We start from the raw sequence: 26,772 nt of genomic DNA, 5'->3' as shown, positions 1-26,772 counted from the left end.
TCTGGGTGGGCGGTCACCGCGCGCGTGCGCGGCACCATCGAGCTGTAGGCGGGCGGCCTACGTCATCATCACCTTGGTCTGGGCGACCGCCTCGTCCATGCGGCTGATCGCGTGGTGCAGACGGTGGCGCAGCCAGAGGCCGAGGAAGAGGAAGGGCAGCGCGAAGAGGACGAGGATGCCGAGGGCTCGCCAGAAGTCCCAGCCGTAGGTGCCGAAGACCGCGGCGCGCATAGCGCGGATCGAGTAAGTCGCGGGCAGCCAGGGGCTGATCGCCTGCGCCCAGCCCGGCAGCAGCTGCAGCGGGTAGGCGCCGCCCGCCGCCGAGACCTGGAGCACCAGGATGAGCACGCCCACGGCCTTGCCGGCGTTGCTCAGGGAGAGCACCAGCGTGTAGCAGATCAGGTGGAAGACCAGGCTCGAGACCCACCCCGCCACGAAGAGGAGGAAGGGGTGCGCGGGCTCGATGCCCACGTAGACGATGAGCCCCGCCATGAGGAGCGTGGATTGGGCCAGGCCGGTGGTCACGAACGTCAGGTAGCGGCCGAAGTACTTCTGGCCCGCGGTGACGCGGCCGGGATCGACCACGTTCTGTTCGATGGAGCGGTCGTCCGTGCGCACGGCCACCGACGTCAACAGGGCGCCTACCCACAGGGCGAGCACCGTGTAGAGCGGGGCCATGCCGGCGCCGAAGCTGACGCGGGGGAAGACCTCCTTGCGCTCCACCTTGACTGGGTCGACGAGGGCGTCGGCGAGCACTTCCGGGTGGCTGGAGACGAGGTCGGCCAGATTCGTCAGGTCCCCGCTCGAGCGCGCCTGCGCGATCGACTGCTGCGCCTCCTGCATCCTCGCCGCGTTGGCGCGCAGGGATTCCGCCGTGTCGCGCAGGTTCGCACCGGACGCTGCGAGGGTGTCGCGCAGCGAGCCGGGCCGGTTGACCAGGGCAGAGGAGACGCCGTCCATGTCCGAGCGGGCCTTGTCGACGTTCGCCCGGACGTTGTCCAGCGAGCCCGACAGCGCCTCGAGGCGCGGGCGGATCCCGGTGTCGTAGGAATTCTTGGCCGAGTCCATCGCCTCGCGGGCCCGGGCGATCGAGTCCTCGATCTCCTGCCGGTCCGCGTTCTTCCCGTCCCGGCCGCCCTGCCCGGCGGTGAGGCGCGCGGCGGCGTCGTTGAGTCCGTCGCGCACGGCCGTCTGGCGGGCAATGGCGTCGTTGAGGTCGCCGACCACCGCGCGCACCCCCGGCTGGGCGTCGGGGGGAAGCACCGGGGCGACATGCCCGTTGATGGTGTCGCGCAGGGCCGTGTACTGCTTCACCTGGACATCGATGCGCGCGGCGATGTCCGTCAGGCTCGCGGCGGTGGCCTGGGAGGTGGCGGAGGAGTCCGCCAGCAGCTGGTCGACACGGTCGCTCACGGCGGCGAAGCTTACCGACGTCGCCCCCAGCGCCGCCGCAAGCGCCGCGCCGCCTCCGCCGAGGCTCGCCCCGGTGACCCCGAGGTCGACGGGGCGGACCTGCCCGAGAGAGTCGCCCAGCGCCCCGGAGATCCGCTCGGCGCTGTCGACGAGCGGCACGCTCGACTCTGTGAGCGAGGCGAGCGCGTCCACGGTGCTAGCGCTGGAGAGCAGCTGGTCGCGGGCGCTGGCGGTGCGCGTCCCGATGGAGTCGAGCGCCTGCTTGGTCTCCGCCTCGTTGAAGAAGTCCGAGGCCGTCTCGATCAACCCGAATGACACCTCGGCGAGGGCCCTGGTGAACGACGCGCTGATCTGGGCGCTGACGCCCTGCGTGCCGTTGGAGATGAGCAGCGGGGAGATGGGGTTCTTCTTCTCGTTGATGTAGAGGTCGATGCGGCTGGGTTCGGCGTCGCCGGCGTAGAAGGTGAACATGTCGTCGCTCAGCGTGGGAGGCAGGACGATGGCGGCGTAGTACTCGCCGGATTTCGCGCCCTCGATGGCGTCGTCGGCGTCGGTGATGACCCAGTCCATCGAGTCGTCGCGGTAGAGCTGGGAGAGTACCATGTCGCCGACGTTGACGGTCAGCGGGGTGAGGTCGCTCGTGTGGCCGCGGTCGGTGCTGGCCACCGCCACCTCGAGGCGCTCGGTGTTGCCGAATGGGTCCCACGTGGCCAGCACGTTGAACCAGGCGAAGAGGCAGGGGATGGCGATCAGGCCGACCATGACGATGCCCGCCATGACGTTGGTGTAGAGCCGGCGCAGGTCGTTGTAGGCGATGGAGAAGACGGTTCTCACTTGGTGTCCTCGCTTTCGGCGTCAGCGGGCCCGATGGTGACGCTGGTGCCGGCGGAGTCGTGGCGGTGGATCACGGCGTCGCGCAGCTCGGCCTCGCCGAGGCGCGAGACCTGTTCGGCGTCGACGAGGCTCTGCGTGAAGTACTCCACTGCGCCGAGGTAGAGGATGACCAGCAGCGACCAGCCGACAACGATGGAGAGCATGATCGTCTTGTCGGTGGGCAGGAGCGTGGTGAGCAGGGTGATGATGGCGATGCCGACAACGCCCGCGCCGATCCCGCCGAAGATAAGGGTGCGGTAGTTCTCCCGCAGCATCCGCGCCCGCTTCTCGACGCCACCGCGGAACTCATCCCGGTCCGACAGGGCGGCCATCATGTCGGACGCGCGGTAGGGCGAGCCCATGACCTCCACCTTCTCGTTGGTGATCAGGTTCGTGCGCGCGAGCTGGCGGTTGAACAGGAGGTTGGCGTGCGAGGAGGTGAGTCGGAACAGCCACCCCAGCGCGAAGGCCGCGGCGGACATGGCGAGAAGCGCCGCCATGAAGCGGAGGTAGTGATGGTCGTAGAACCCGGCGATGGTCTCGCGCATCGCGTCGATGCCGTAGCGGAAGGGGAGGAAGGGGTAGATGCGGCGGAAGAAGTCGGGCATGAGCTCGATGGGGTAGAGGCCCGACGCGCCCGGGATCTGGATGACGACGAGGAAGACGGCGATGCCGCGGCCAATGTGGCCGAGTGCGGAGACGATGGAGTAGATGATCCCCGTGTAGGCGACCCCGATGGCGATTGCGGTGGCGAGAAAGGCCGTGACGGACTGCATCTGCACCCCGAAGGCCACGTTGCCGAGCGTCACCACGACGGCCTGGAGCACCGAGAGCGTGGCGAAGAGGAGGAAGCGGCCGAGGTAGGCCTGGCCGACGGTGAGGCGGCGGAAGCCCTCAGTGTCGACCTCGACGCGGAAGATGATCGTCAGCACGAACGCGCCGATCCACAGGGCCAGGTTGGTGAAGAAGGAGGCCATGGAGCTGCCGTAGTTCTCCGTGGGGAAGACGGCCTGCTGCTCGACGGTGACGGGCGAGGAGATGTACTCGCCGATCTTCGCGGAGTTGAGGTTCGTGACAGTGTTGAGGGCCTTCGAGTCGGAGGTGGCCAGGAGGGCGTTGATGTCGGACTGGGCGGAGCGAGCGCCGTCGGCAAGCGTGCCGAGGTTGCCCGAGACCTCGTCGAGGATGCCGAGGCTGGCCGCGAGCTGGTTGTCCACCCCGGCGAGCAGGGAGGTCGTTTCCTCGCGCAGGGCACGCTGGCTGCTCAGCGCGCCGCGCACGGAGGCGACGCTGCCGGAGGCCTGCGCGAGCGATGCGTTGATCGCGGGCACGGACTCGCCGAGCTGCGTGCTCGCGTCGCGCGCTGCGGCGTTGGAGTCGGCGGTCGCGGCCTCGAGGGAGTCGCCGAGCTCGCCTATCGACGCCAGCGCGGCACTCGCGCTGCGGTCCACGTTGTTCAGGCTGTCGAGGACGGCGCGGGAGGCGGCGGTACGCTCCTCCAGCGCGCTGGCCGCGGCGTCGAGCTGAGCGCGGACCTCGGGCGATAGGGCGGCCCCGGCCGATATGGCGCGCAGCTGCGCGACGGCGGATTCGCCCTGCTTGACCACGCCGTCGACCTCGCCGACGGCGGAGCGCACCCGCCCCTGGGCGGTGCCGAGCTGGTCCGTCGCCTCCGCGATGGAGGCGTTGGCGGAGGCGGCGCCGAGGCTGAGCGCGTTGGTGGACTCGACGAGCGCGGTCGACGTGTCGGCGCTGAAACCGGCGGAGGACTTCTGCAGCTCGGCGATGATCCCCTCGGCCTCGCCAAGGGAGGAGTCCACGGACACGAGGGTGTCGTCGACGGAGCCGACGAGGGTGTTCAGCTCGGCGACGACCGGGCGCGCCCCGCTGATGCTCTGTTTCATCGTGGCCACCCGCCCCTGGGAGGCGTCGAGGTCGGCGGCGATCTGGCCGAAGCTCCCGGAGGCCTTGCCTCGGACCTCTTCGGCGACATCGCGCGACGCGAACCCTTTATTGCGCAGCTCGGTCGCCGCGGCCTCGCCGACCTTCTTCTTGAAGGCTTCGGACACGGCCGTGTCGACGGCGGAGGCGCCGGCGTCGGTGATCGAGGGGGCGACGCCGTTGCTCTTCTCGTTGACGTAGTACTCCAGCACCGGCTGCGTGTAGGTGCCGCTGACCAGGCTCAGCATGTCCTCGCTGAACTCGGGCGGGATGAGGAACATGGCGTAGTAGTCGCCGCGCATGAGCCCGTCGCGGGCCTCGTCCTCGGGGAGGAACACCCACCCGATCTTGTCGTTGCCCTTGAGCTGCTCGGTGATCTGCTCGCCGATGTCGACCTCGCCGACGCGCTCGGCGGATGCGCCACGGTCGTTGTTGACCACCGCGATGCGGATGTTCTGGGTGTGGGCGTAGGGGTCCCAGAAGGCGTTGATGTTGAACCACGCGTAGAGCGCGGGGATGATGAGCACGCCGACGATGATGATGAAGGCCCGGGGAACGCGCAGTAGGCGACGTATGTCCCGTCCAAGAATCTGCCCGCTCTTTCTCACGTGGCGAGCGTACCCTCCAATGGGCGTTAGGGGAAACGCCGCGGGTCTGGGCCAAACTCGAGTCCTTCAACCGCGGCGGCAGTGCCAAGGACCGCACAGCCCGCGCCCTCGGCGCGCACATCCACCCGGTCGAGGCGCCCGACCCTGAGACGGGGGGTGAGCGGTTCGTTGTCGAGGCTGGCCTGCAGGCCTGGGTTAAACGCGTGGGTGGTGATGAGCAGGCGGTCCTGGTCGGCGGGCGCGATTGCGTCGCCGATTACCGGCTCCCACGCCGACAACGAAGCCGCAGGCTTGGGCCCGCGCCGCAGCGTGATCGTTTCGGCGTCGGTGACTAGGTCGTGGCGCCCGGCGGGAAGGAAGACGGTGTTGGTGGCGGAGGAGCCGTCGATAAGGGCGGGGAGGAGAGTTCCAATTCGGCGGCTTCGGCGGTGGTGAAGGCGCGCTGCAGCGTGGTGGTTTCGGGCATGAGGCGTTGGAAGAAGTAAGTGTCGGCGGTGCCGGGGACGTCGACGATGCGGTGGATGCCGGCGTCGATTTCTGTGATGCCGACGGGTTCGGTGAGGGCGAGCGTGGTTTCGCCGCGCACGCTGATGGTGCGGGGTTGCCCTGCGACGAGGCTGAGCGTGCGCTCGCCTGATGAGTCGGTGACCTGCACTTTCGTGTTGGCGGTGGCGGTGATGGTGGCGGTGTTGGCGTTGGGGGTGAAGCGCAGCCACGGGTGGGGGTCTTGGGCGGCGGGCCACCAGGCGGTGTCGTCGAGGCCGTCGAAGGCGGCGGTCAGCGACCGGGATGCGCGGGCGCCGCCGAAGGCGGTGGCGTCGGCGGCGGAGGAGGATGCGGAGGCATTACCTTCCATCGCAACGCCCACCGGTGTGCCCGCGGAGGGGTAGTCCGGCACCAGGTTGCGCACGTCCTTGCCTTCAGCGGCGGTAGCGAGGTGCGCGGACTGTGCGCGTTGCACGGCGCCGTAGTTGGGCTACAGTCCTGGCATCATCGGCTTGTCTGGCCATGGCTGTGGCGCCAGTGGCAGTCCATGCTCAGGAATCATTCATCGGAGAAGAAGCTGAAACCACTGTCGGAGTAATTAACCCGAATGATCAGTCGACTAGATCAGTTTCCTCGGAGATGACGCTGGATGAGTATTGGACACTGGATCGCATGTCGAGAGCCACTCCTGTTGATGCAACCCTCGACTTGCCATTTGCAGCGGACCAAGCAACGTCAAACAGCAAAGAGGTTGTCGTTTCCCCTGAAGTGCCAGAACGTGAACAAGAAGCATCAGAGCCTATTGAACCGTTCTCCTCATCATCTCAAACCGCCAGTGAGGCGCACTCTCGAATCGGCAATTCCGGTGCTGCGAATGGAAAAGTATTTTTCTCAAAGAAAGTCAATGGCAGATATAAAGATCACGTCTGCTCCGCATCTGCCGTAAACTCAGACAACAAAAAGTACCGTAATTACTGCCGGTCACTGCGTTCATAGCGGGAGCGGAGGTGAGTTTCATAAAAACTGGGTATTCGTCCCAGAATATACGATCGGTGTTGCACCCCATGGGAGATTCAAAGCCAATTTTATGACCACAACTACTGACTGGGCAAACTATGGAACTACACCTCGTGGGTTTGCTGCTGACTTCGGGTTTGTCACTGTCAACCCAGAAAGAGGGAAACGTCTCGTCGATGCGGTTGGTGGCCATGGACTGCGCTCCGGAAATGCAGGCTCGTTCAAAGCTGACATAATTGGATATCCCGCCAACCGTTTCCTGGGTTCCTCTATGTTTCGGTGCACGGTACCGGTGAAAAACGAAAATAGGTCGTCCTATAACTTCTACATGTCATATGGGTGCAACTTTGGAGGTGGTGCATCCGGCGGTGCATGGCTAGAAGACTTCAACGGAACTCTGGGACATATCCGCTCCGTGAGTTCGTTTGGTCCGGCAAACGGTGCGGCGTATCTCGGTTCGCCGATTATAACCTCCAAGATTTGGGACATGTTTGATTCAACGGCAAGTCGGCCAGTGAAGTAAGGAGCGAATATGTCTGGCATGCTATCTAAATTCGGCATAAACGTGGGGCTGAACGCACAAAATGTACATTTGATCGGCGCTATTTTAGCGGTGTTGGTGGAGGTGGGTAGTGCGGTAGGAATAGTCTCAGCCACCCCTGTCGGCGACGAACTCAGCAGCGCAATGGGGATCGTCCACAAAACGCGGCAACAACCCTCCGACGTGGAGGCGCGCAACGATCTCAAAAATGAGCGTCAAGTCAAATGGTCGGGCTACCAAGTAATCAGCCCCACACAAATACGCGTGTTCTTCCCCGCCGGAACCGAAACTTGCTACGGATACCGCGCAGAGACATCGGAAACCGCAACATCAGTAAAAGTTCGGGTGTACGAAGGGAATATTCCAGGATCGCCTGACGAGTGCATCCTGATCAGTTCCACTTCCTCCATGAAGGTGACGTTGCAGTCGCCACTAGGGGCCCGCTTGCTCCAGAACTGGTAGATCACACGCTTGTTGCGTGAGAGTTTTCCAGCGTAATTTGATCAGTGCCCTCATGGGCACGGGTCAAATTACGTGTGGAGCCCAATGAATTTCAGATTCACCTTGCGTACCCCACGCCGTCATTGACCTGTGTGGTCGGGCGGTTTTGTTCCGGTCGAGGTGTTTAAAGCGTGCGATGCTGGTCGCCGGAAATCGGCGGGGTCGGTTGAAAATGCGCGACCTGCATCGCTCGCTTCTAAGCGCACGCTTTAAACGGTTTTGAGGCGTGATGGTAGGCCGGGCGCACACCAAATTCCTGCATGAGGTTTGCGCGACCTGAGGTTTTTGCAAACCCGCTCGCCGAAAACCTGGAATCTGGTGCGAAGAGGCGGTGGTCTTGGGAACTTTCTTCGTAGACAGCGGTCGCGACCTGGGGAAACGCCATGTCGGTCGACCGGAACCGGCCGAAGCCCCAAAATGGTTCCCGGGCGGGGGCAGCCAAACCTAGCCCGGCCAGGCGAGGCAGGCCACCGCAACGCACCCGGCCACGAGCATGAGGGCGGCGTCGCCGGCGTACCCGGCGGAAGGCCAGGGCGCGCGGGCCAGCCACAATCCCATGGCGGTGATGGCGCCGGCGGCAATGTATCGGCTGGCCAGGAGGGTAAAGCGGCGCACCGCCCAGACACCGATGGCGCTGACGATCCCGAGTGCCGGGCTGATTCACAGCGCGGCTGCCAGCGGCAACGCCGCCACTATCCCGCTAGGGATGGGGCGGGTCGGGGCGTCGACGCCGCGGCGTCGACACGCAAACCACAGCAACACCAGCGCGCTGACCAGGCTGAGCGTCGCCCCGCCGAACAGGCTGAGGCGGTAGGGGCGCTCGCCTGCGAAGGAGAACGTGAGGGTGCCGCCGTGGCCGGCGGGGATGCGGAAGGCGAGTTGGCCGGCGTCGATACGCTGGGGGGCTGGGTCAGGTTCCTATTAGCAGTCTGGAGTATGTCACTGCCTTCGGCGGCATCACCTCCCCGGGTCATTTTCAGACAGGGACGAAAACAAGCCATACCGAAGCCAGCGACTAGTTCCACTGCCACAAGGGCAGAAGGAACGCAGATAAACATAGCCTGCCCCAGCATGGGGCTAGGAGTTACGAATCCTGGGCTCCTTCAAGCGGAACTGCTAACAACGTAATGGGACTGGCTCACCGAGGTACTCTCCGGCGGCGTCGCAGAGGCGCTGCGCGAGCGCGGGTTGCGTCTGCATCTTGAGCCGGGGCGCTCGCTTGTCGACGGCTGCGGGCTACCCTTGCCGAAGTCGCCTTCACCAAGACCCGTTCCGACGGCGTGCCCCTGGTGGGCCTAGCCATGAACCGCACCCAGTGCCGCACGACCTCGGATGACTTCCTCATCGACCCCTACCTGGTCAAGCGGACCCCGCCGAGCGAGGAGATCGAGGCGTTCTTGGTCGGCGCCTACTGCATTGAGGACGAACTGATTCTGCGGCGGAAGATCCGCTTCCCCCGCGGTGTGGCGGCGGGAGACCTCGTCGCGATCCCGAACACCGCTGGGTACTTCATGCACATCCTGGAGAGCGCGTCGCACCAGATCCCGCTGGCCAAGAATGTGGTGTGGCCGGATGGGGAGCTCGACGCGATCGACCGCGGGTAAAGTCGGCGAAACGCTCGCGCGCATGGCGGTGACGTCTACAGGGCGCCCTCGAGTTGGTTCCTCGCCGCGAGCAGCTCTTGCTTCCACTTCGCGGCGGGTGACGGCTTGAGCCTCTCCGCCGGGCCGGAGATGGACAACACCGCCACGAGGGCGCCGTCCGGCAAGAACACCGGGGCGGACACAGACGCCAAGCCGACCTCGCGCTCGGCGATGGATTCTGCGTAGCCATCCGCTCGCACCTGGTCGAGGTCGGCGGCGTCGAACGGAGCGTCGATAAGCGAATGCGCTGCGAACACGCGAGCGGCAGAGCCCGCAGATAGCGACAGGCGGGAGCCCACCGGCACCACATTGTGCAAGCCGCTTTCCGGCTCCTCCGCCGCAATGCAGGTGCGGGTGGAGCCTGTGAGTTGGTAGAGCTGGGCGGACTCGCCTGTCGCGGCAACCAGATCGCGCATCACCGGTGCGGCGGCCGCGAGCAGCTTCGGTGAGGGCCCGGCGGCGTAGCCGGAGAGCGCGGGCCCGAGCGACCATTCCCCGCGCTCGGTGCGGGCCAGGACGTGGTGGACCTCGAGCGCGGTGGCGATGCGGTGGGCGGTGGCGCGGGGGAGTTCAGTGGCGTCGCTGAGTTCCGCGAGGGATTTGTCGCCGCCGGCGACGGCGGTCACAATGGCGACCGCGCGGTCGAGCACTTTGATGCCGGAGCCTTCGTTATACTGTCTCACAGTTCGAATCCTAACATCTCATTATGTGGGACTGTAGGGAAGAAGTGCGAAGGAGATTCCTATGGCGGAGAAACCGTTGACGTTGGCGGAGAAGGTGTGGCGCGACCACGTGGTCACCAAAGGTGAAAACGGTCAGCCCGACCTGATCTTCATCGATTTCCAGCTGCTGCACGAGGTGACCTCGCCGCAGGCCTTCGACGGGTTGCGCATGGCCGGTCGAGAAATGCGCCACCCCGAGCTGCACCTGGCTACGGAAGACCACAACGTGCCCACGGAGGGCATCACTTCCGGCGACCTCATCGAGATCGCGGAACCCACCTCGCGCACCCAGGTGGCCACCCTGCGCAAGAACTGCGAGGAGTTTGGCGTCACCTTGCACCCGATGGGTGACATCAAGCAGGGCATCGTGCACACGGTAGGCCCCCAGCTCGGAATTACGCAGCCCGGTATGACTATCGTGTGCGGCGATTCCCACACCTCCACCCACGGCGCCTTCGGCTCGATCGCCATGGGCATCGGCACCTCCGAGGTGGAGCACGTCATGGCCACCCAGACGCTGCCCCTGAAGCCGTTCAAAACGATGGCAATCGAGGTCACGGGGGAGTTGCAGGAGGGGGTGACCGCGAAAGATCTCATTCTGGCCATCATCGCCAAGATCGGCACCGGCGGCGGCCAGGGCCACATCATCGAGTACCGCGGCGAGGCCATCGAGAAGATGTCCATGGAAGCGCGGATGACCATCTGCAACATGTCCATCGAGGCCGGTGCGCGCGCCGGGATGGTCGCACCGGACCAAAAGACCTTCGACTACGTCGAGGGACGCGAGTACGCCCCCACAGGCGCGGAATGGGACGCCGCGGTGGAGTACTGGAAGACGCTGCCCACAGACGACGGTGCTGAGTTCGACACCGTCGTGGAAATCGACGGTGCGGCTCTGACACCGTTTGTTACCTGGGGCACCAACCCCGGGCAGGGCCTGCCGCTCGCGGAGAACGTTCCCGACCCGGAGGACTGCACCGACGAGACCTCCAAGCAGGCAGCGGCAAAAGCCATCGACTACATGGGTCTCACTCCGGGAACCCCCCTGCGAGACATCGCGATCGACACCGTCTTTTTGGGGTCGTGCACGAACGCGCGCATTGAGGACCTGCGTGCGGCCGCCGAGGTGGTCAAGGGCCGCACCATCGCGGAGAACACCCGCATGTTGGTGGTGCCCAGTTCCACGTTGGTGAAGCAGCAGGCGGAGGAGGAAGGCCTGGACAAAATCTTCACGGACTTCGGTGCGGAATGGCGCACCGCGGGCTGCTCGATGTGCCTGGGAATGAACCCGGACCAGTTGCGTCCGGGGGAGCGGAGCGCGTCGACAAGCAACCGCAACTTCGAGGGCCGCCAAGGACCGGGAGGACGCACCCACCTCGTCTCCCCGCTGGTCGCTGCGGCGACCGCAGTCACCGGCCACCTCGCAAGCCCCGCAGACCTGTAAAGGAGCACACCCATGGAGAAGTTCACCACCCACACGGGCGTCGCCGTGCCGCTGACGCGCTCGAACGTGGACACCGACCAGATCATCCCGGCGCGGTACCTCAAGCGCGTGTCCCGCACTGGCTTTGAAGACGGCCTGTTTTCCAACTGGCGAGAGACGGAGCCGGGCTTCGTGCTCAACCAGGACGCGTACAGGAACGGTTCCGTGCTGTTTGCTGGCCCGGACTTCGGCACCGGCTCGTCGCGCGAGCATGCGGTGTGGGCGCTGATGGATTACGGCTTCCGCGCTGTGTTCAGCCCCCGGTTCGCTGACATCTTCCGCGGCAACTCGGGCAAGGCGGGGCTTCTGGCCGCAACCTTGCCGGAGTCGGACATCGAGCTGATTTGGAAGCACTTGGACCAGCACCCAGGCGATACCGCAACCGTGTCCTTAGAGGACCGCACCGTGACGGTCGGGGACAACACCTTTGCGTTCGAGGTGGACGACTACACGCGCTGGCGGCTCATGGAGGGCCTGGACGATATCGGGCTCACGCTGCGCGACGAGGGCGCCATCGAGGCCTTTGAAGCACAACGGCCGGCGTTCAAGCCGGCCGTGCGATAGCGCTGGGGATTAGCGCTGCTGCGCCATCGCGTCGAGCTGCTGGATCACCTGCGGCGCGAACGCGGTGAGGAAGTCGCGCGATGCGGCCACGACCCCCTGGATGCCGGTGAGCAGGTGGGACTCGAACTGCGTATCCGTGTATCCCCAGTGCCCCGGCAGACTGTACGCCGCCCCGAGGGCGGTGATGCCGCGGTTGTCGTCCTTCAGGGCGGTCACAGTCGGGTAGGCCTTGGTGTAGTTGTACTGCTCTACCCACTCGCGAATCTCCGCGTACCGGTCAGTTCCGATAGCGTCTACGGCCACTGTGGAGATGACGTTCACGTTCGGCTCGATGTGCGCTACCTCTAAGCCGATGCCGGCAAAGCCGGAGCGGATGGTGAACTCTCCGGCCTCATCGAATTGCCAGCCTTGCTGAGCGAACACATCCTTGACACGTTGGATGGACAGGGGCTGCAAAGTGTTGGTGGTGCCCATTGGTTACGCCTCCTTAGCGCCGTCGGTGAAGGATTCTTCGCGGCCGGGAAAGGCCTCACGTAGCTTGCCAGCAACGTGGTGAATTGCGGAGAAGAAATACTCGCACATTTCCCGCAGTTGTTCATCGGCGAAGCCGTCGCCGGAGAAAAACGGTGCCTCGACGATTGCGATCGCGGTGCCGTCTGCCCGCTGCACCGGGTGTACCCGCACGAGCGGTAGGGAGCGGTTGAGGGTGTTTGCAAGCTCGCGTAGCCGCTCTGTGTCCTCGGGGCCGTCCACCACTGCCATCCAGCGTGACGTCGCTTTAAACCCTTCGTTTTCCACTTCAAAGAAGACAACTAAGCCTGGAAACGCGGTGCGGACCTCGCCGTTGTCCTCGCGGTAGAACTTTAGGTCGAGCGCCTCCAGGGTAGCGGCGATGCGGTCTTGGGTGACCAGGGGGAATGCGGTCGCGGATGGAGAAGTCATGGGAAACCGTTCCTTTCTTCTTACAGCACCGGTAGTGCGGAGGGGATGTAGTCGGCTCCGGTGAGCTGGCCGTTACTGAAGCTCAGCACCCACACGGAACCTTTCTTGGCGTGGATGTCGGTGTCGATCGGCAACGTGCCTTGCGCGGAGAGCCAAGCGAGCATGCCGGGAATCACGTCGCCCTGTGCGCACACCACGCTGGTGCCACCTTGGTCTACCACGTCCGTGAACGCGCGCTGGGCGCCGACCATATCGGTCAACCACGCCTCGTCGCCGAAGCGCTCGTCAACCGCGACTTCGTATCCGAGCTCGTCGGCCAACGGTGCGACGGTGGTCTGGCAACGCTCCGGGGCGGCCGAGAAAATCCGCTCGGGGGCGAAGGCGCTGAGCAGTGGCACGAGCATCTCCGATTGCCGGCGGCCTTTCTTGTCCAGCGGCCGGAGATTATCGTCGCCCGACCATTTCTCGCGGTCATGGGCGCGGGCGTGCCGCACGTACAGGACGCGCGCATCTGCTGGGGTACGGAAACGCTTCTGCGCCTTGCGTAGCACCTGGCGGTCCAGGTCGTACGTCATCAGCTCGACGGCCTGGTCGAAGGGGAGCCAGCGGATCTCGTCGACCTCGTCGTTTGGGACGAACTCGCCGCCGGTGACCTCGCCCGTCCAGTAGTAGACCACCTTCGTGGTCTTCTTCACCGGGTAGACGGTCTTGCCCAGCATTTTGCCCAGGCGTACGTCGAACCCTGTTTCTTCCTTGATCTCGCGCACCGCGGTTTGGATCAGGGATTCGTCTGGATCGACCTTGCCTTTCGCAAGGGACCAGTCGTCGTAGTGGGGGCGGTGGATGCAGGCAACTTCCACGGATTCCGGAGCGCGTAAGTCCCCGCGCCACAGCACCGCGCCGGCGGCGAGGGTGGTGCGCTTGAACTCGTTGTGCGGACGGTTCGGGATCTCCTGTAAACGCCCGGTGAGAAACATCTCGCCGTGAGTGTCCTTGTCCTGCTCGTGCAGATGGCCGTTGTTATTAGGCATAGGTTCCATTGTGTCGCACAGTTGGCGGGCGCGCTACGTCCGGGCGGGGTGGTACGTTGTAGCGGTTGAAAACGCTGGGAGGTCGCACGCATGGTCAACGTGACAGTTCTGGGCGCTGGTTCTTGGGGGACCACTCTTGCAAAAGTCTTCGCAGACGCAGGCAACCCCGTTGCCCTCTGGGCGCGTAGGGAAAGCCTCGCACGAACCATCCAAGACACCGGTGAGAACCCCGAGTACCTGCCCGGTATCACCCTCCCGCCGGCGGTTCGCGCCACCTCCGACGCTGCAGACGCGCTCCGCGGTGCCGCCATTGCAGTCTTTGGCGTGCCCAGCCAAACTATGCGCGACAACCTCATGGATTGGGCGCCGCACCTGCCGGGCGACGCCACGCTCGTTTCTATCTCCAAGGGCGTGGAAACTGGCACGCACATGCGCATGAGCGAGATCATCGCCGAGGTCACAGGGGCGGAGAATGAGCGCATTGCGGTGCTGAGTGGGCCCAACCTGTCGCGCGAGATTGCTGAGGAGCAGCCCGCAGCCACGGTCATCGCCTGCGCCAACGAAAACCGCGCCAAGCTCGTCCAAGCTGCCTGCGCGACGGGCTACCTGCGCCCGTACACCAATACCGACGTGGTGGGCTGCGAGATCGGCGGCGCCATCAAAAACGTCATCGCACTCGCGTGCGGCATGGCGGCCGGACAGGGGCTGGGCGACAACACCCTGGCAACGCTTATCACCCGGGGTCTCGCGGAAACGACGCGCCTCGGTACTGCGCTCGGCGCAGATTCCCGCACGTTCGCTGGGCTCGCCGGAATGGGCGACCTCGTGGCCACCTGCGCCTCACCGCTGTCGCGCAACCGCACGTTCGGTGCCGCGCTGGGCCAAGGCGCAACCATCGACGAGGCCCGCGCCGCCACAAAGGGGCAGGTGGCGGAGGGCGTCGTGTCGTCGCGCAGCATCTTCCAGCTGGCGGCGGAACACGCGGTGGAGGTGCCGATCACCCAGGCCGTCTACGCGGTGTGCCACGAAGGCATGCGCGTCTCCGACGCCGTCGCGGCGCTGATGGGGCGCAGCAAGAAAGCAGAGTAGCGGGCTGTAGGCTGTCCCTCCGTGATCCGCATTGCTGTTTTGTACGGTGGCATGTCCACCGAGCACTCCATTTCCTGCATCTCCGCCGACTCGGTGATGGCGCATATGCCCAGCGAGTACGAGGTGTTTCCCATCGGCATCACGCAAGACGGCGTGTGGGTTGAGGGTGCGACCAACCCGGCGGAGGGGGCGGAGCTGCCCGTCGTCACGCATGGGCGCGAAGTCGCACTTTCACTCAACCCGCAGCGCAGGGGCGTGCTTTACGACGTCACCTCCGGCGAGACCCTCACCACCGTCGACGCAGTCTTCCCGGTGCTGCACGGCAAGTACGGCGAGGACGGCACGGTGCAGGGTCTGCTGGAGCTGGCCGGAGTGCCGTACGTGGGACCGGGTGTGCTGGCGTCCGCGTGCGGGATGGATAAGGAATACACCAAGAAGCTCGTGGCCGCGGCGGGGATACCCGTCACCCGCGAGGTGATTGTTGACCACGCCCGGGACCTCACAGAGGTTGAACGCGAGCACCTTGGCCTGCCGGTGTTTGTCAAGCCCGCGAACGGTGGCTCTTCCATCGGCGTGTCCAAGGTGACTAGCTGGGATGATCTTCCGGCCGCGGTGGAGCTGGCGCTGGAGTCCGACGGCAAGGTCATCGTCGAGGCGGAGCTCGTCGGCGACGAGGTGGAGGTCGGCGTGCTGGAGCGGCCCGACGGCACCGTGGCAGCGTCCGTGCCCGCCAAACTCAACGGCACCGAGGACTCCGCGGAGGGATTCTACGGGTTTGAAACGAAGTACCTGGAAGAAGGCGTGACCGCCACCATCCCTGCGCCGTACTCGGACGAGCTGATTGGGCAGTTGCAGGACATGGCCGTGACCTGCTTCAATGCGCTTAACTGCAAGTCGCTGGCGCGGGTGGATTTCTTCGTCACCGACAACGGGCCGGTGCTCAACGAGGTCAACACCATGCCCGGGTTCACTGCGATTTCCATGTACCCGCAGGTGTGGGGGGCCACCGGGGTGGAGTACCCGGAGCTTTTAGACACGCTGATCCGCACCGCGCTGCGGTAGGTATCGCGCTCCCGCCCGGGAGCGGGCGAGAGCGTCGGGGAGGCGCCGCTACTGTTCCGCGGTGTGCTCAGCGACGAGGTTGGTCAGATTGGTAATCGCCTCGTTACTCTCCACCTGGGGGAGGGACGCCGCCACCTGCACGTCGCGCCCCATGGCGTACCAGGTGGACGCGGTGGTGCCGTTGGCCAGCTTGACGTCTTCGAACCAGGGGATGCCGTTGACCTGGTCGAGGCGCGCGCCGGGGCCGTAGTTCTCTGGCGCGGCCACGCCGCAGCGCAGCACAATTGCGTCTTGGCCAGGCGCGGACCACGCGACGGTGTGCGGGCTGCGCGCATCGACGCGGGTGTAGCCGTCAGCGATGGAATCGGGGGCCGCGGCGATGAGCGCGTCGCACGTGCCAGCATCACCGGCCGGTGCCAGGTCAGCTAGCGGCGCGGGGCGCTGTTGCGGGGCGGGCCCGGTGAGAGTGCCGGTGGGCAGCGCAGAGAGCGGTGGGATACCGTCAGCCAGCTGGGTCACATCCGCAGTGACGGCCAAAATCGGCGAGCGGTCCACCGTGTACCACGTGGCAAGGGAGGAGCCGGGGGTCAAATCGTTCACCTGCAGCCAGCGGGTACCGTCCGCATCTTCAGTGGACGCGTATGGGGTGTACTGGGCGGGAGCGTCCACCCCGCAGCGCAGGGTGATGCGCTCGGTGGAGGAGGCCTGCCACGCGGCGGCTCCCGCTGGCGCCGGCTCGGCCAACTCGGCGCGCTTGAGCCCGGCGAGGGTGGCCGGGAGGTCGTCGATAAGCTGCGCGCACTCTGGTGTTTGCGCGTCTGGTGCCGGAAGCTCCGTCATCGCGACCGGCTGCAGGGCGACGCGGTTGAAATACACGCGGGCGCCTACCAGCACGCCGAGGACCAGCAGCACCGCCAGCCCAAGGCTTACGTAGATGGTGGTGCGGTTAATCTGTGGGTCGTGCGCCGTGGAACTCATGGCGGCAACTGTAGTGAAAGGGCTGGCGAGGACGTGATTGAGACAGGCTTTCCCACCGGCGGGCCGACGCTGCGCGAGCTCGGCGAACGCGACGTAATCAAGCGCATCCGCGCCCAAGCCCCGTCCGCGGTGAATGGCGACGACGCGGCAGTGCTGGCACCTCCAACCCCGAACTCGCGAGTCGTGGCGGCCACCGACATGCTCGTGCAGGGCCGCCACTTCACCTCCGACACAAGCACGCCGTACTTCGTTGGGCGCAAAGCCGCGCTGCAGAACTTCGCCGACATCGAGGCTATGGGTGCACGCCCAATCGCAGCGCTGTTGGCGGTATCCGCCCACCCTGACATGCCGGTTGTAGTGATGGAGGAGATCGCCCGGGGAGTAGGCGACATGGCCTCGGACTACGCCTGCGAGCTCGTCGGCGGGGATGTGACCAGCGGCGATGAGTTGGTTTTGTCGGTGACCGCCATCGGCGCGCTCGGCGGCAATCGTCCGCCGCTGACCCTTGCTGGTGCGCGCCCGGGCCACCGCGTCATCGCCCACGGACGCATCGGCTACTCCGCCGCTGGCCTCGCGCTGCTGCAGGCGGGAGTTGCGGTCCCGCCAGCCTTAGAGCCGCTGGTAGCAGCCCACCAGGTACCGCAGCTGACCCCGGGCCGGGGAGTGGTCGCGCGCGCTGCCGGGGCGTGTTCCATGACGGACAATTCCGATGGCTTGATCCGCGATATCTCCCAGATCGCGGAAGTATCCGGCGTTGGGATAGATCTCGCCTCCAACGCCCTAACGCCCGATGCGCTGCTGCGCGAAGCGGGCGAACTCCTCCACATCGACCCGTGGGAGTGGGTGCTCGGCGGCGGGGAGGACCACACGCTGGTGGGCACTATCGAGGGGTCTGCGCCAGTGGGCTTTCGCTCCATCGGCACGGTTTCGCGGAAACAGGGAGTGCGTATCGACGGCGCGGAGCCCGCCACCGCCCGCGGATGGGAGAGCTTCTGATGCTGCCGGTGCACGATTCGTGGCAGGAACCGCTCGCCCCTGTAGAAGACCAGATTCACGCGATGGGGGATTTCCTCCGCGCGCAGGGGGAGTACCTGCCGCGCGGCCACGACATCCTGCGCGCGTTCGCCGACCCCTTCGACGATGTGCGGGTGCTCATCGTTGGCCAGGACCCGTACCCCACCCCGGGCCACCCGATGGGTTTGGCGTTTTCCACACAACCTGGTGTTGCGCCGCCGCGCTCGCTGGTGAACATCTACAAAGAGCTCGAGGCGGACATCGGCGTGCCGCCGCGCGCAGACGGGGACTTAAGCTCCTGGTCGAAACAGGGGATTCTCCTGCTCAACCGGGTGCTTACCGTGCGTCCAGGCAAACCCGCCTCACACCGCGGCAAGGGGTGGGAGGCGGTCACGCAGGCCGCCATCGAAGCGCTCGTGCTTCGCGACGCTCCGTTGGTGGCCATCCTCTGGGGCCGCGACGCGCAGACTGCCGCGAAATTTCTGGGCGATACACCGCGCATTGAGTCAGCCCACCCCTCGCCACTGTCAGCGTCCCGAGGGTTCTTCGGCTCCCGGCCGTTCTCGCGGGCGAACCAGGCACTGGAGGCCATGGGTGCCCAGCCAGTGAACTGGGCGCTGTAAGCAGACCCTGTAAACTCTCCCAGCATGTCTGTATCTCCGCTCGCTGACGGCCCAAGCCTTCTCGCTTGGGCTCGTCGCGCAGCTGGCGAGCTGGAACGCAAGCGGGCTGAGATCAACGAACTCAACGTGTTCCCGGTGCCCGACGGCGATACGGGCTCCAACATGGCGCACACCATGGCCGCGGCGGTGGAGGAAGCATCCGCACTCCCCGCAGAAGCGGGCCTGGCCGACGTCGCCGAAGCACTGGCCGTCGGTGCTGTTCGCGGCGCGCGCGGCAACTCCGGCGTGGTGCTATCCCAGGTGCTCCGCGGGTTCGCTCAGGCCGCCCACTACGGCGAGTCTGAAGGGGAGATGCTCGCCATAGCCCTGACCAACGCAGTCGGTTTTGTGGACCGCGCGATTGCAGATCCGGTCGAGGGCACCATCATCTCCGTGCTGCGCGCCGCAGCCGACGCTGCGCGGGGTGCCGTCGGGAGCCGCGTGGGCAGCGTCGCCGCGGCCGCGACGCAAGCTGCGCGCGAGGCATTGGAGATGACGCGGACACAGCTGCCAGCGTTGCGCGAGGCAGGCGTCGTGGACGCGGGTGGCGCAGGTCTCCTCGCGGTACTGGAGACGTTGACGGACGGGCAACCGGGGGAGAGGGAACCGAAGGACGTCGATTGGCATGGTGCCGAAAGCCACGGCACGGAGGCCGAACTGGAAGTGATGTTTGACTTCCGCGGCGACCTCGACGCACTCCAAGGACGGCTCGAAGACATGGGCGACAGCCTGATCATCGCGCGCATCAGCGATACCGACGGCAGAGTGCACATCCACTCCCGCGAAGCCGGAAACGTTATCGAGGAAGCCTTCGCCTCCGGCGCGGTGTCGCACCTCCGCTTAGAAGTCCTGCCGAGCCTGCTACCGGCAGGCCAACCCGAGCGGCTCATCATCGCAGTCACACCCCCCGGCTCCGTAACCTCGCTTTACGCCGCGTCTGGCGCAGTCACTGTCGCGCCGGGCCGGAATGTGGCCGCCACGATGCTCGACGCGATTACCCGCTCCGGCAGCGATGAGGTCATTGTGCTGCCCAACGGCCAGCTGAGCAACGCCGAGCTGGCCGAAGTGGAGCACGCTGTCCGCGCTGTCGAACAAACCATCACCATCTTGCCCACGGTGCGGCTGGTTTCCGGGATCGCGGCGCTGTCCGTCCACGATCCCGCGCAGCCGCTAGCCACAGCGGCATTCACCATGTCTGAGGCGGCCGGGGAGATGCGCACCGCGTTGGCGTTTCGGGCGCAAAAGGGAGCGCTCACACTCAGCGGCGCCGTGGCGAAGGGAGATGTGGTGGTCACCTCCCGCGGCGAGCACATGCTGGTGGCGGACGAGCCGATGGAAGCTGTTGAGCGCGCCTGCCGCCGTCTATTAGAGCACGGTGGCGAGCAGGTGAGCATCCTCTTCGATCCCGGCGAGCTGCAGGCGGACCAGCTCGAAAATCTTGCGGAGAGGCTGGGTGTCGACGTCATGGTTTATCCTGCGGACGGACTGCAAGCCTGCGCGGAGATTGGGGTGGAGTAAATGCTGGGGTTCGAGGACACTCGTCCGCTCAACCTGGTCATTCCGCTGAAACAGGACAAGGCGATAGGCAAGCACCTCGACATCCACACCTGCGGCGAACTGCTGCGCCACTACCCGCGCCGCTACCTCCACTACGGCACCGGTGCCGACCTGTCTGGGGTGAAACCGGGAGACACGCTGAACATCGTTGGAACCGTCACCGCCACCGAGCAGTTTTACACGAATAAACAGCCAAAACGGCCGATTTACAAGGTCTACGTTGACGACGGCCGCCAAGTGTTTCAGGCCACCTTCTTCGGCTCCCACTACGCCCAGCGTGTGCTCAAAGAGGGGCGCCGGGTGATGTTCACCGGCAAGTACGACGTCTTCCGCAACCAGCCGCAGCTTTCACACCCTGATTTCGTGCTCCTCGACGGGCCCACGGAAGCCACCGGCTCCCTCAAACAGCTGGGTCACTTCGGCGACATCGAGCAGATCATGAGCGGGCGGGAATGGTTGCCCATCTACCCGGCGGTGAAAAATGTGAGCACCTGGACCATCATGGGCGCGGTGCACGCGGTGCTGAAAACGCTGCCGCCTATCGACGAGCCTTTGGGGTTCACCCCCATCGGCTTTTTGCCGTTGAACTCTGCCATCCATCAGATCCACGAGCCCGGCCCGGAGGGGCCCTCGCGTGCTCTGCAGCGGTTGAAGTACGACGAAGCGCTCTCGGTGGCGCTAGCGATGGGCGTGCGCCGGGCGGATGCGGAAGCACGTTCGGCACCAGCCCTCCCGCGGGTAGTCGGCCGAGACCAGGACCTGTTAGTGCAGCGCTTGCCGTTCCCGCTCACATCGGGCCAGGACGAGGTCGTCGCGGAGATCACCCGAGACATGTCGCAGACTGTGCCCATGAGCCGGCTGCTCCAGGGGGAGGTGGGCTCCGGTAAGACGATCGTGGCGCTGATTGCCATGCTGCAGGCGGTGGACAACGGCGCGCAGTGCGCGTTCCTCGCTCCCACTGAGGTGCTGGTGCTGCAGCACGCCCGGTCTATGACCCGGGTGCTGATGAACGCAGGACTGCCTACCCGCGTCGTGGCGCTCACCGGATCTATGACCGTGGCGCAGAAACAAGACGCGCTGCTCAAGATCGTCTCCGGCGAGGCCGACATCGTTGTGGGCACCCATGCGCTTATCCAAGATGGCGTGGAGTTTTTCCGCCTCGGGCTGGTGGTGGTGGATGAACAACACCGCTTCGGCGTGGAGCAGCGCGACGCCTTACGCGCCAAGGCGGGGGAGACCACCCCCCACTTGCTGGTGATGACGGCAACCCCGATCCCGCGCACGATCGCGATGACCGTCTTCGGCGACCTCGCGGTCTCCACCCTGCGCGAGTTGCCGGGTGGGCGCAAACCCATCCAGTCCGCCGTGGTGCCGGAGTTCAAGCCGCGCTGGGTGGCGCGTGCGTGGGAGAAGATCCGGGAGGAGGTCGCCGCCGGCCACCAGGCCTACGTGGTGTGCCCGCGCATCGAGGGCGAGGGTGGCGTGCTCGAAGTGTTCGCTGAGCTGTCCGCCACCGAGTTCGCGGGCCTCAACGTGGCTGTGCTGCATGGGCGCATGAAGGGTGAGGAGAAGGACGGCGTGATGGCGGACTTCGCTGCTGGCGGGGTGGACGTGCTTATCGCCACCACCGTGATCGAGGTGGGCGTCGACGTGCCAAACACCACCGTGATGATGGTGCGCGAGTCCGAGCACTTCGGTGTGTCCCAGCTGCACCAGCTGCGCGGTCGTGTGGGCCGCGGCGGCAACCAGTCGCTGTGCCTGTTCCACACGTTGGCGGAAGAGAATTCCCCGTCTTTCGAGCGCGTGTCCCAGGTCGCTGCCACCACCGATGGCTTTGCTCTGGCGGAACTGGATCTGCTGAACAGGCGCGAAGGTGACGTACTCGGCACCGAACAGTCGGGCCAGCACCGCACGCTGAAGCTGCTGAACCTCGTAGAGGATTACGAGCTGGTCCGGCGCGCCTACGACGACGCCGAGCGACTGGTCACCGACAACCTGGAATACGCCCGCGCGGCCACCGCGCACTTTGTCGCTGAAGACTTCGAGTATTTGGATAAGAGCTAGCGCGTTAAAGTTGTCCGCATGAACCGCATCATTTCCGGCGAAGCCAGAGGCCGCAAGATCAAGGTGCCGCCAGAGGGCACGCGACCCACTTCGGACCGAGCCCGCGAGGGACTGTTTTCCTCCCTCCAGGTCCGCTTCGGGTTCGTGGACATGAATGTGCTCGACCTTTTCGCGGGCTCTGGGGCGCTCGGACTCGAGGCGGCCTCTCGCGGTGCTGCGGAGGTGGTGCTGGTGGAAAACAATCCCGAAGCCGTGCGGGTCATTGAATACAACGCTAGCGTGGTCGGCCATCCCAACACGCGAGTTGAGCCGGTTAAGGCGTCGACCTACCTGGCCCGGGCCCCGCGCAAGCACTTCGACATGGTTCTCGCTGATCCGCCGTACGAGCTTATCGACGAAGCCGTTACCGAGATGGTCGAGGCGCTCAAGCCCACGCTTCGCGACGGCGCTGTGGTTGTTGTCGAACGCCACCGTGAAAGCCCCGAAACGGCATGGCCTGCAGAGTTCACCCCGACCGGCCAGAAGCTGAAGAAGCGTCTGTACGGCATCGCGCGTATGGACATGGCCGTCTACGCGGACCCCGAAGCAGAGGTGGAGGACTAGATGACTACTGCAGTGTGCCCCGGTTCGTTTGATCCGATCACGAACGGCCATCTTGATATTGTCACCCGCGCCTCACGTCACTTCGATGAGGTTGTGGTGCTAGTGACCGGCAACCCGACGAAGACTTCAGGGTTGTTCACCGTCGAGGAACGTGTGGAGCTGATCCGCGAGGCCACCGGCCACCTGCCCGGTGTGCGCGTGGATAGCTGGGGCGGGCTGCTGGTGGACTACACCTCCGCCCACCACATCACTGCCCTGGTCAAGGGACTGCGCTCCTCGCTGGACTACGAGTACGAGCTGCCGATGGCGCAGATGAACCGCCGTCTCACCGGCGTGGATACGTACTTCTTACTCACCGACGAAAAATACGGATACATTTCCTCGTCGCTGACCAAAGAGGTGGCAAAGTACGGCGGGGACGTCACCGGCTTGGTCCCGGACACCGTCCGCGAGGCGATGCTGGAAAAGTACCGGTAGCGCCGTCTGGATCAGCGCTGGGCACCGCACTGTTCTGGCGGCGCCTTTCTTCCTGCTAGAACAGGGTGGACACGAACGCCTTAGTGCGTTCGTGCTGCGGGTTGTCGAGTACTTCTTCAGGGGTGCCGTACTCGATGATCTGGCCGCCGTCCATAAACGCGACCTTGTCCGCCACCTCGCGGGCGAAAGCCAGCTCATGGGTGACCACCAGCATGGTCATGCCCTGCTCTGCCAGTTCACGCATCACGCGTAGCACTTCGCCGACGAGCTCGGGGTCGAGGGCCGAGGTCGGTTCGTCGAAAAGCATGAGCTTCGGATCCATCGCAACGGCGCGCGCGATGGCGACGCGCTGCTGCTGGCCGCCGGAAAGCTGAATGGGGTACGCATCCGCTTTGGAGCCGAGGCCGACCATCTCGAGCAGCTCCATCGCACGAGCACGGGCTTGCTCCACCGGCTCGCCTTTCACGTGGACGGGAGCCTCGATGATGTTGTCCATCACAGTGCGGTGTCCGAAAAGGTTGAAGTTCTGGAACACCATGCCGATGTCGCGGCGCTGTTTCGCGGCATCTTTCTCGCTCATCTCGTGCAGCACGCCGTCGCGCTCCTTGTAGCCGATCAGCTCGCCGTCCACGTACAGTCGGCCCGCGTTCACCTTCTCAAGGTGGTTCACGCAGCGCAACAGCGTCGATTTGCCGGAGCCGGAGGGGCCGATCAGGCACGCGACCTCGCCGGGGTAGACCTCCATGTCGATGCCTTTGAGCACGTCGAGGTTGCCGAAGGATTTCCACACGTCCACGGCTTGGATCATTGGCGTTTGCTTGATGGTCATTAGCGCTGCCCCTTCTTCTGCGGGTCTTCGACGATCTCAACGTTGTTGGGAATGGTGCCCTCGGCGTCCGCAAGGCTTGCCAGCTGGCGGGCGGTGAGCTGGCGGGTGGCGCCACGGTCGAAGTAGCGCTCCAAGTAGTGCTGGGCGACCATGAGTACCGAGGTGATCACCAGGTACCACGTTGCGGCTACGAGCAGCAGTGGCACCGGCTCAAACAGCGCTGCGGCGATGTCCATGGAGCGGCCGTAGAGCTCGAGGGAGTAGGGGACTGCCACGACGAGGGATGAGGTCTTCAGCAGCGAGATGAACTCGTTGCCGGTCGGCGGGATGATGATGCGCATGGCCTGCGGCAGCACCGTCCTGCGCATGGTTTGGCCCCAGCTCATGCCGAGTGCCTTGGACGCCTCTACCTGTCCCTCCGGTACGGCAGAAACGCCGGAGCGGACAATTTCAGCCATGTACGCGGCCTCGTTCAGCCCCAAGCCCACCACGGCGAGTGCGAAGGCGGAGGACGTGAACGGGTCGAGCGGAATCTCGGTGAAGCCGAGGTTGATCGTGTCGTAGATCGCTCCCACGAGCCCCCAGAACATCAGCTGCACGTACACCGGCGTTCCTCGGAAGACCCAAAGAAACACCCAAGAGACGGTCTTGAACACCGGGTTCGGGCTCATGCGCATCACGGCGAGCAGCACGCCGCCCACGACGCCAAAAACCATGGCGAGAACAGTGATGGCGATCGTGTGCAGCGCCGCGGTGGCTATCCGGCTATCCAGGAGGTAGGTGAAGTAGGTGTCCCACCCGTAGGCGTCGTTGCGCGCGGCACCGATGATGAACCACACCACGAGCGCGACGAGCACCGCCGCAAGCGCCCAGCGTCCGGGGTGGCGCAGGGGTTTCGCCTCAATGCGCTCGGGACGGGTGCGCTCGCCCTGCTGCGCGTTTTTAGCGGCATATTCGGAATAGGGGGTGCTCATGCTCACTGTCCTCCCAAGGGTTGTTCGTTGATCAAGGCGCGGTCGAGTAAGCCCGTGTCGATGTTCCATTGGTCAAGAATGCGCGCATATTCGCCGTTCTCGATGAGGTGCTGCATCGCCGCGGCCATGGCGGGCGCAAGCGGCGAGCCTTTCGGCACGGCGAAACCGTAGGGTGCGGCGTCAAACATCTCGTCGATCATCTCCAGCTCGCCGTCGGAGCGCTCTACAGCCCACGCAGAGACGGGGGAGTCCGCGCTGTACGCGTCTGCGCGCCCCACCAGCGCGGCAAGGGCGGCGTTATCGGCGGTGTCGAACGCGAGCACGGTGATCGGTTCTTTGCCCGCTGCCTCGCAGGCTTCAGATTTGGGGCGCACGTCGTCAGTGTCGGAGACCGTGGTGCGCTGGACCGACACGGTCAGGCCGCAGGCGTCGTTGGGGTCCACATCGTTGCCCGGCTGCGCGGCCCACTGCACGCCGGCGTAGAGGAAATTGACAAAGTCGTAGGACTGGCGGCGCTCCTCGTTGTCCGTGAACCCGGACGCGCCGGCATCCAAACTGCCCGCGGATACAGCGGGCAGGATCATGGCGAAGTCCATGTCCTCGGCTTGAAAATCCAGCCCCATGACGCCGGCGACGGCGCGGGCGAGGTCCATCTCTACCCCTATGATCTGGCCGTGTGAATCTTTGAACTCGAACGGGGCGAACGGCGGGTTGGTGCCAACGTTGAGCACGCCGTCCGCGGCGATCTCGGGTGGCACCATGGCCGCGATTTCAGGCACAGCGTCGGGGACGATCGGTTCCCAGCCGTCCGGGTTGCCGCCCTCCTCGTTGGTTACGCAACCCGCGAGCAGCGTCGTCGCGGCCAAGCACGCGGCGACGCGCAGGGAGGTGGTGTGTTGCATACCGGCTCCAATACACGATGAATATTTACAATGCATCGTATATTACACCGGGGGTGCAAATGCGTAACGACGGCCCAAGGGCACCCCTGTGGCCGTCGATACGCAAACGATTCGGCTACTGCTGCACCATGCGAATACCGCGCATAACCAGCTCAATCAGCGAGCCGATTACCAGCACACCCAGGAAAACAGGGATGAGCACCGAGGTGGCCTGGCTGGAACCCGCAGAAGACTGCGCGAAATCCCCAGTAAACAAGCCAGATGACATCATCGCCGAGCCCTGAGCCTCCTGCTTCCACAGCTCCACAGGGTTTGCGGTGTCCGGGACGGAGGAGTTGCGCGCCCACGCCTGGACGAAATCCTTGCCCTCACCTTCCTCCATGCCATCGGTCCACTCGAGGAACATGTCGGAAGAAGAGATCTCCTTCAGCGGGTTCTTCTCCGGGTCGATGTAGAGCGGGTCGTTTTCCGGATCACGGTCAAGCCACTCCAGGCTCTCAGCAGGGTCCCCAGGCTTCCTGGGGGTGTTGTCCGTCGTGGCAGCACCCTTATCGTTGCTGCTGGAGGAGTTTTCCTGCGCCGAGAGCTTCCCGAAAGCGTCGGCAGTGGTCTCCAACGACGCTGCGAGATCGCCCGCTTGGTCGTTGCCTACTTGGTTACGGGTTGGCTCACTCTGGGCTGGCTCTGCAGCCGAGGATGGAACCTGGAGGCCTGCGAGGACGAGTGCTCCGGCGGTAACGCCGGCGATGAGAGACTTGCGCATGGGCCGTATCTTATCCAATCCGTGAATATTGGC

Annotated in this window: 26 protein-coding genes and 1 pseudogene; 13 read left to right on the top strand and 14 right to left on the bottom strand. The window is 65.1% G+C overall.

The genetic code is table 11. From position 1 onward, the window contains the following. Nucleotides 1-57: 57 nt before the first annotated feature. The 4 genes from HMA55_RS10205 to HMA55_RS10190 are packed head-to-tail and all read right to left on the bottom strand — an operon-like array spanning nucleotide 58 to nucleotide 5,796. Complete coding sequence (locus tag HMA55_RS10205; RefSeq protein ID WP_257802589.1) at nucleotides 58-2,247, bottom strand: YhgE/Pip domain-containing protein; 2,190 nt, start codon at nucleotides 2,245-2,247, stop codon at nucleotides 58-60. Further along, on the bottom strand, nucleotides 2,244-4,835 hold the full coding sequence (locus HMA55_RS10200; protein ID WP_181192943.1) for a YhgE/Pip domain-containing protein: 2,592 nt from the start codon (nucleotides 4,833-4,835) through the stop codon (nucleotides 2,244-2,246). Before HMA55_RS10200 ends, HMA55_RS10205 begins: the two co-directional genes overlap by 4 nt. Before the next feature lie 26 nt (nucleotides 4,836-4,861). Next, complete coding sequence (locus HMA55_RS10195) at nucleotides 4,862-5,113, bottom strand: hypothetical protein (RefSeq protein WP_181192942.1); 252 nt, start codon at nucleotides 5,111-5,113, stop codon at nucleotides 4,862-4,864. 53 nt (nucleotides 5,114-5,166) lie between these two features. After that, nucleotides 5,167-5,796: a hypothetical protein gene (locus HMA55_RS10190; RefSeq protein ID WP_181192941.1), complete on the bottom strand. Its 630-nt coding sequence runs from the start codon at nucleotides 5,794-5,796 to the stop codon at nucleotides 5,167-5,169. Between the two features lie 47 nt (nucleotides 5,797-5,843). Between HMA55_RS10190 and HMA55_RS10185 the strand changes: the two genes are divergently transcribed. Together HMA55_RS10185 and HMA55_RS10180 are read left to right on the top strand one after the other, a co-directional pair. Further along, complete coding sequence (locus HMA55_RS10185; protein WP_181192940.1) at nucleotides 5,844-6,317, top strand: hypothetical protein; 474 nt, start codon at nucleotides 5,844-5,846, stop codon at nucleotides 6,315-6,317. 553 nt (nucleotides 6,318-6,870) lie between these two features. Further along, the gene (locus HMA55_RS10180; protein WP_181192939.1) at nucleotides 6,871-7,341 is read left to right on the top strand and encodes a hypothetical protein; all 471 of its coding nucleotides are present in this window, start codon (nucleotides 6,871-6,873) and stop codon (nucleotides 7,339-7,341) included. 483 nt (nucleotides 7,342-7,824) lie between these two features. Here the strand turns inward: HMA55_RS10180 and HMA55_RS10175 are convergent, their stop codons facing one another. Beyond that, nucleotides 7,825-7,995, bottom strand: coding sequence for a hypothetical protein (locus HMA55_RS10175; RefSeq protein WP_181192938.1), 171 nt, complete (start codon nucleotides 7,993-7,995; stop codon nucleotides 7,825-7,827). A gap of 516 nt (nucleotides 7,996-8,511) precedes the next feature. Here HMA55_RS10175 and HMA55_RS10170 point away from each other — a divergent pair. Next, nucleotides 8,512-8,984: pseudogene (locus HMA55_RS10170) on the top strand (FAD/NAD(P)-binding protein); the annotation flags it as partial. Between the two features lie 35 nt (nucleotides 8,985-9,019). Here the strand turns inward: HMA55_RS10170 and HMA55_RS10165 are convergent. Further along, the gene (locus HMA55_RS10165) at nucleotides 9,020-9,706 is read right to left on the bottom strand and encodes an IclR family transcriptional regulator (RefSeq protein WP_181192937.1); all 687 of its coding nucleotides are present in this window, start codon (nucleotides 9,704-9,706) and stop codon (nucleotides 9,020-9,022) included. A 61-nt stretch (nucleotides 9,707-9,767) separates the two neighbouring features. Between HMA55_RS10165 and leuC the strand changes: the two genes are divergently transcribed. Beyond that, nucleotides 9,768-11,189 (top strand): 3-isopropylmalate dehydratase large subunit, encoded by a 1,422-nt coding sequence (leuC, locus tag HMA55_RS10160; RefSeq protein WP_181192936.1) that lies wholly within the window; start codon nucleotides 9,768-9,770, stop codon nucleotides 11,187-11,189. A 12-nt stretch (nucleotides 11,190-11,201) separates the two neighbouring features. After that, on the top strand, nucleotides 11,202-11,792 hold the full coding sequence (gene leuD / locus HMA55_RS10155; protein ID WP_181192935.1) for a 3-isopropylmalate dehydratase small subunit: 591 nt from the start codon (nucleotides 11,202-11,204) through the stop codon (nucleotides 11,790-11,792). A 9-nt stretch (nucleotides 11,793-11,801) separates the two neighbouring features. On the opposite strand, the gene HMA55_RS10150 is transcribed toward leuD, so the two are convergent. Genes HMA55_RS10150 through HMA55_RS10140 form a run of 3 tightly spaced genes read right to left on the bottom strand, consistent with a single transcriptional unit; the run spans nucleotide 11,802 to nucleotide 13,765 of the window. Beyond that, nucleotides 11,802-12,266, bottom strand: a complete 465-nt coding sequence (locus HMA55_RS10150; protein ID WP_181192934.1) for a hypothetical protein — start codon at nucleotides 12,264-12,266, stop codon at nucleotides 11,802-11,804. 3 nt (nucleotides 12,267-12,269) lie between these two features. After that, complete coding sequence (locus HMA55_RS10145) at nucleotides 12,270-12,734, bottom strand: YbjN domain-containing protein (RefSeq protein ID WP_181192933.1); 465 nt, start codon at nucleotides 12,732-12,734, stop codon at nucleotides 12,270-12,272. Nucleotides 12,735-12,754: 20 nt separating this feature from the next. Continuing rightward, complete coding sequence (locus HMA55_RS10140) at nucleotides 12,755-13,765, bottom strand: NUDIX hydrolase (RefSeq protein WP_181192932.1); 1,011 nt, start codon at nucleotides 13,763-13,765, stop codon at nucleotides 12,755-12,757. A 90-nt stretch (nucleotides 13,766-13,855) separates the two neighbouring features. On the opposite strand from HMA55_RS10140, the gene HMA55_RS10135 reads away from it, so the two are divergent. Together HMA55_RS10135 and HMA55_RS10130 are read left to right on the top strand one after the other, a co-directional pair. Continuing rightward, nucleotides 13,856-14,854 (top strand): NAD(P)H-dependent glycerol-3-phosphate dehydrogenase, encoded by a 999-nt coding sequence (locus HMA55_RS10135; RefSeq protein ID WP_181192931.1) that lies wholly within the window; start codon nucleotides 13,856-13,858, stop codon nucleotides 14,852-14,854. Nucleotides 14,855-14,875: 21 nt separating this feature from the next. After that, nucleotides 14,876-15,916, top strand: a complete 1,041-nt coding sequence (locus tag HMA55_RS10130; RefSeq protein ID WP_181192930.1) for a D-alanine--D-alanine ligase family protein — start codon at nucleotides 14,876-14,878, stop codon at nucleotides 15,914-15,916. 48 nt (nucleotides 15,917-15,964) lie between these two features. On the opposite strand, the gene HMA55_RS10125 is transcribed toward HMA55_RS10130, so the two are convergent. Further along, nucleotides 15,965-16,894, bottom strand: coding sequence for a DUF3515 domain-containing protein (locus HMA55_RS10125; RefSeq protein ID WP_181192929.1), 930 nt, complete (start codon nucleotides 16,892-16,894; stop codon nucleotides 15,965-15,967). Nucleotides 16,895-16,927: 33 nt separating this feature from the next. Between HMA55_RS10125 and HMA55_RS10120 the strand changes: the two genes are divergently transcribed. Genes HMA55_RS10120 through coaD form a run of 6 tightly spaced genes read left to right on the top strand, consistent with a single transcriptional unit; the run spans nucleotide 16,928 to nucleotide 23,271 of the window. Continuing rightward, nucleotides 16,928-17,890, top strand: coding sequence for a thiamine-phosphate kinase (locus HMA55_RS10120; protein ID WP_181192928.1), 963 nt, complete (start codon nucleotides 16,928-16,930; stop codon nucleotides 17,888-17,890). Further along, nucleotides 17,875-18,531, top strand: coding sequence for a uracil-DNA glycosylase (locus tag HMA55_RS10115; RefSeq protein WP_181192927.1), 657 nt, complete (start codon nucleotides 17,875-17,877; stop codon nucleotides 18,529-18,531). Before HMA55_RS10120 ends, HMA55_RS10115 begins: the two co-directional genes overlap by 16 nt. A gap of 24 nt (nucleotides 18,532-18,555) precedes the next feature. After that, nucleotides 18,556-20,088, top strand: a complete 1,533-nt coding sequence (locus tag HMA55_RS10110; protein WP_181192926.1) for a DAK2 domain-containing protein — start codon at nucleotides 18,556-18,558, stop codon at nucleotides 20,086-20,088. Next, nucleotides 20,089-22,191: an ATP-dependent DNA helicase RecG gene (locus HMA55_RS10105; protein WP_181192925.1), complete on the top strand. Its 2,103-nt coding sequence runs from the start codon at nucleotides 20,089-20,091 to the stop codon at nucleotides 22,189-22,191. An 18-nt stretch (nucleotides 22,192-22,209) separates the two neighbouring features. Continuing rightward, nucleotides 22,210-22,794 carry a 16S rRNA (guanine(966)-N(2))-methyltransferase RsmD gene (gene rsmD, locus HMA55_RS10100; RefSeq protein WP_181192924.1) on the top strand — a complete coding sequence of 195 codons (585 nt, stop codon included), beginning with the start codon at nucleotides 22,210-22,212 and terminating at the stop codon, nucleotides 22,792-22,794. After that, entirely contained in the window at nucleotides 22,795-23,271 is a 477-nt protein-coding gene (coaD, locus tag HMA55_RS10095; protein ID WP_181192923.1) for a pantetheine-phosphate adenylyltransferase, read from the top strand. A 55-nt stretch (nucleotides 23,272-23,326) separates the two neighbouring features. Here coaD and HMA55_RS10090 read toward each other — a convergent pair whose 3' ends face one another. The 4 genes from HMA55_RS10090 to HMA55_RS10075 all read right to left on the bottom strand — a co-directional run bounded on the left by HMA55_RS10090 (nucleotide 23,327) and on the right by HMA55_RS10075 (nucleotide 26,739). Further along, entirely contained in the window at nucleotides 23,327-24,100 is a 774-nt protein-coding gene (locus tag HMA55_RS10090; protein ID WP_308239997.1) for an amino acid ABC transporter ATP-binding protein, read from the bottom strand. Beyond that, entirely contained in the window at nucleotides 24,100-25,074 is a 975-nt protein-coding gene (locus tag HMA55_RS10085; protein ID WP_181192922.1) for an amino acid ABC transporter permease, read from the bottom strand. Before HMA55_RS10085 ends, HMA55_RS10090 begins: the two co-directional genes overlap by 1 nt. Nucleotides 25,075-25,076: 2 nt before the next feature. Next, nucleotides 25,077-25,976 (bottom strand): ABC transporter substrate-binding protein, encoded by a 900-nt coding sequence (locus tag HMA55_RS10080; RefSeq protein WP_181192921.1) that lies wholly within the window; start codon nucleotides 25,974-25,976, stop codon nucleotides 25,077-25,079. A 115-nt stretch (nucleotides 25,977-26,091) separates the two neighbouring features. Further along, nucleotides 26,092-26,739 carry a hypothetical protein gene (locus HMA55_RS10075; protein ID WP_181192920.1) on the bottom strand — a complete coding sequence of 216 codons (648 nt, stop codon included), beginning with the start codon at nucleotides 26,737-26,739 and terminating at the stop codon, nucleotides 26,092-26,094. Nucleotides 26,740-26,772: the final 33 nt, after the last annotated feature.

The organism is Corynebacterium wankanglinii (assembly GCF_013601005.1).
Taxonomy (GTDB): domain Bacteria; phylum Actinomycetota; class Actinomycetes; order Mycobacteriales; family Mycobacteriaceae; genus Corynebacterium; species Corynebacterium wankanglinii.
The sequence above is the reverse complement of the archived record's forward strand: the minus strand, read 5'-3'. Positions and strand labels throughout refer to the sequence as shown.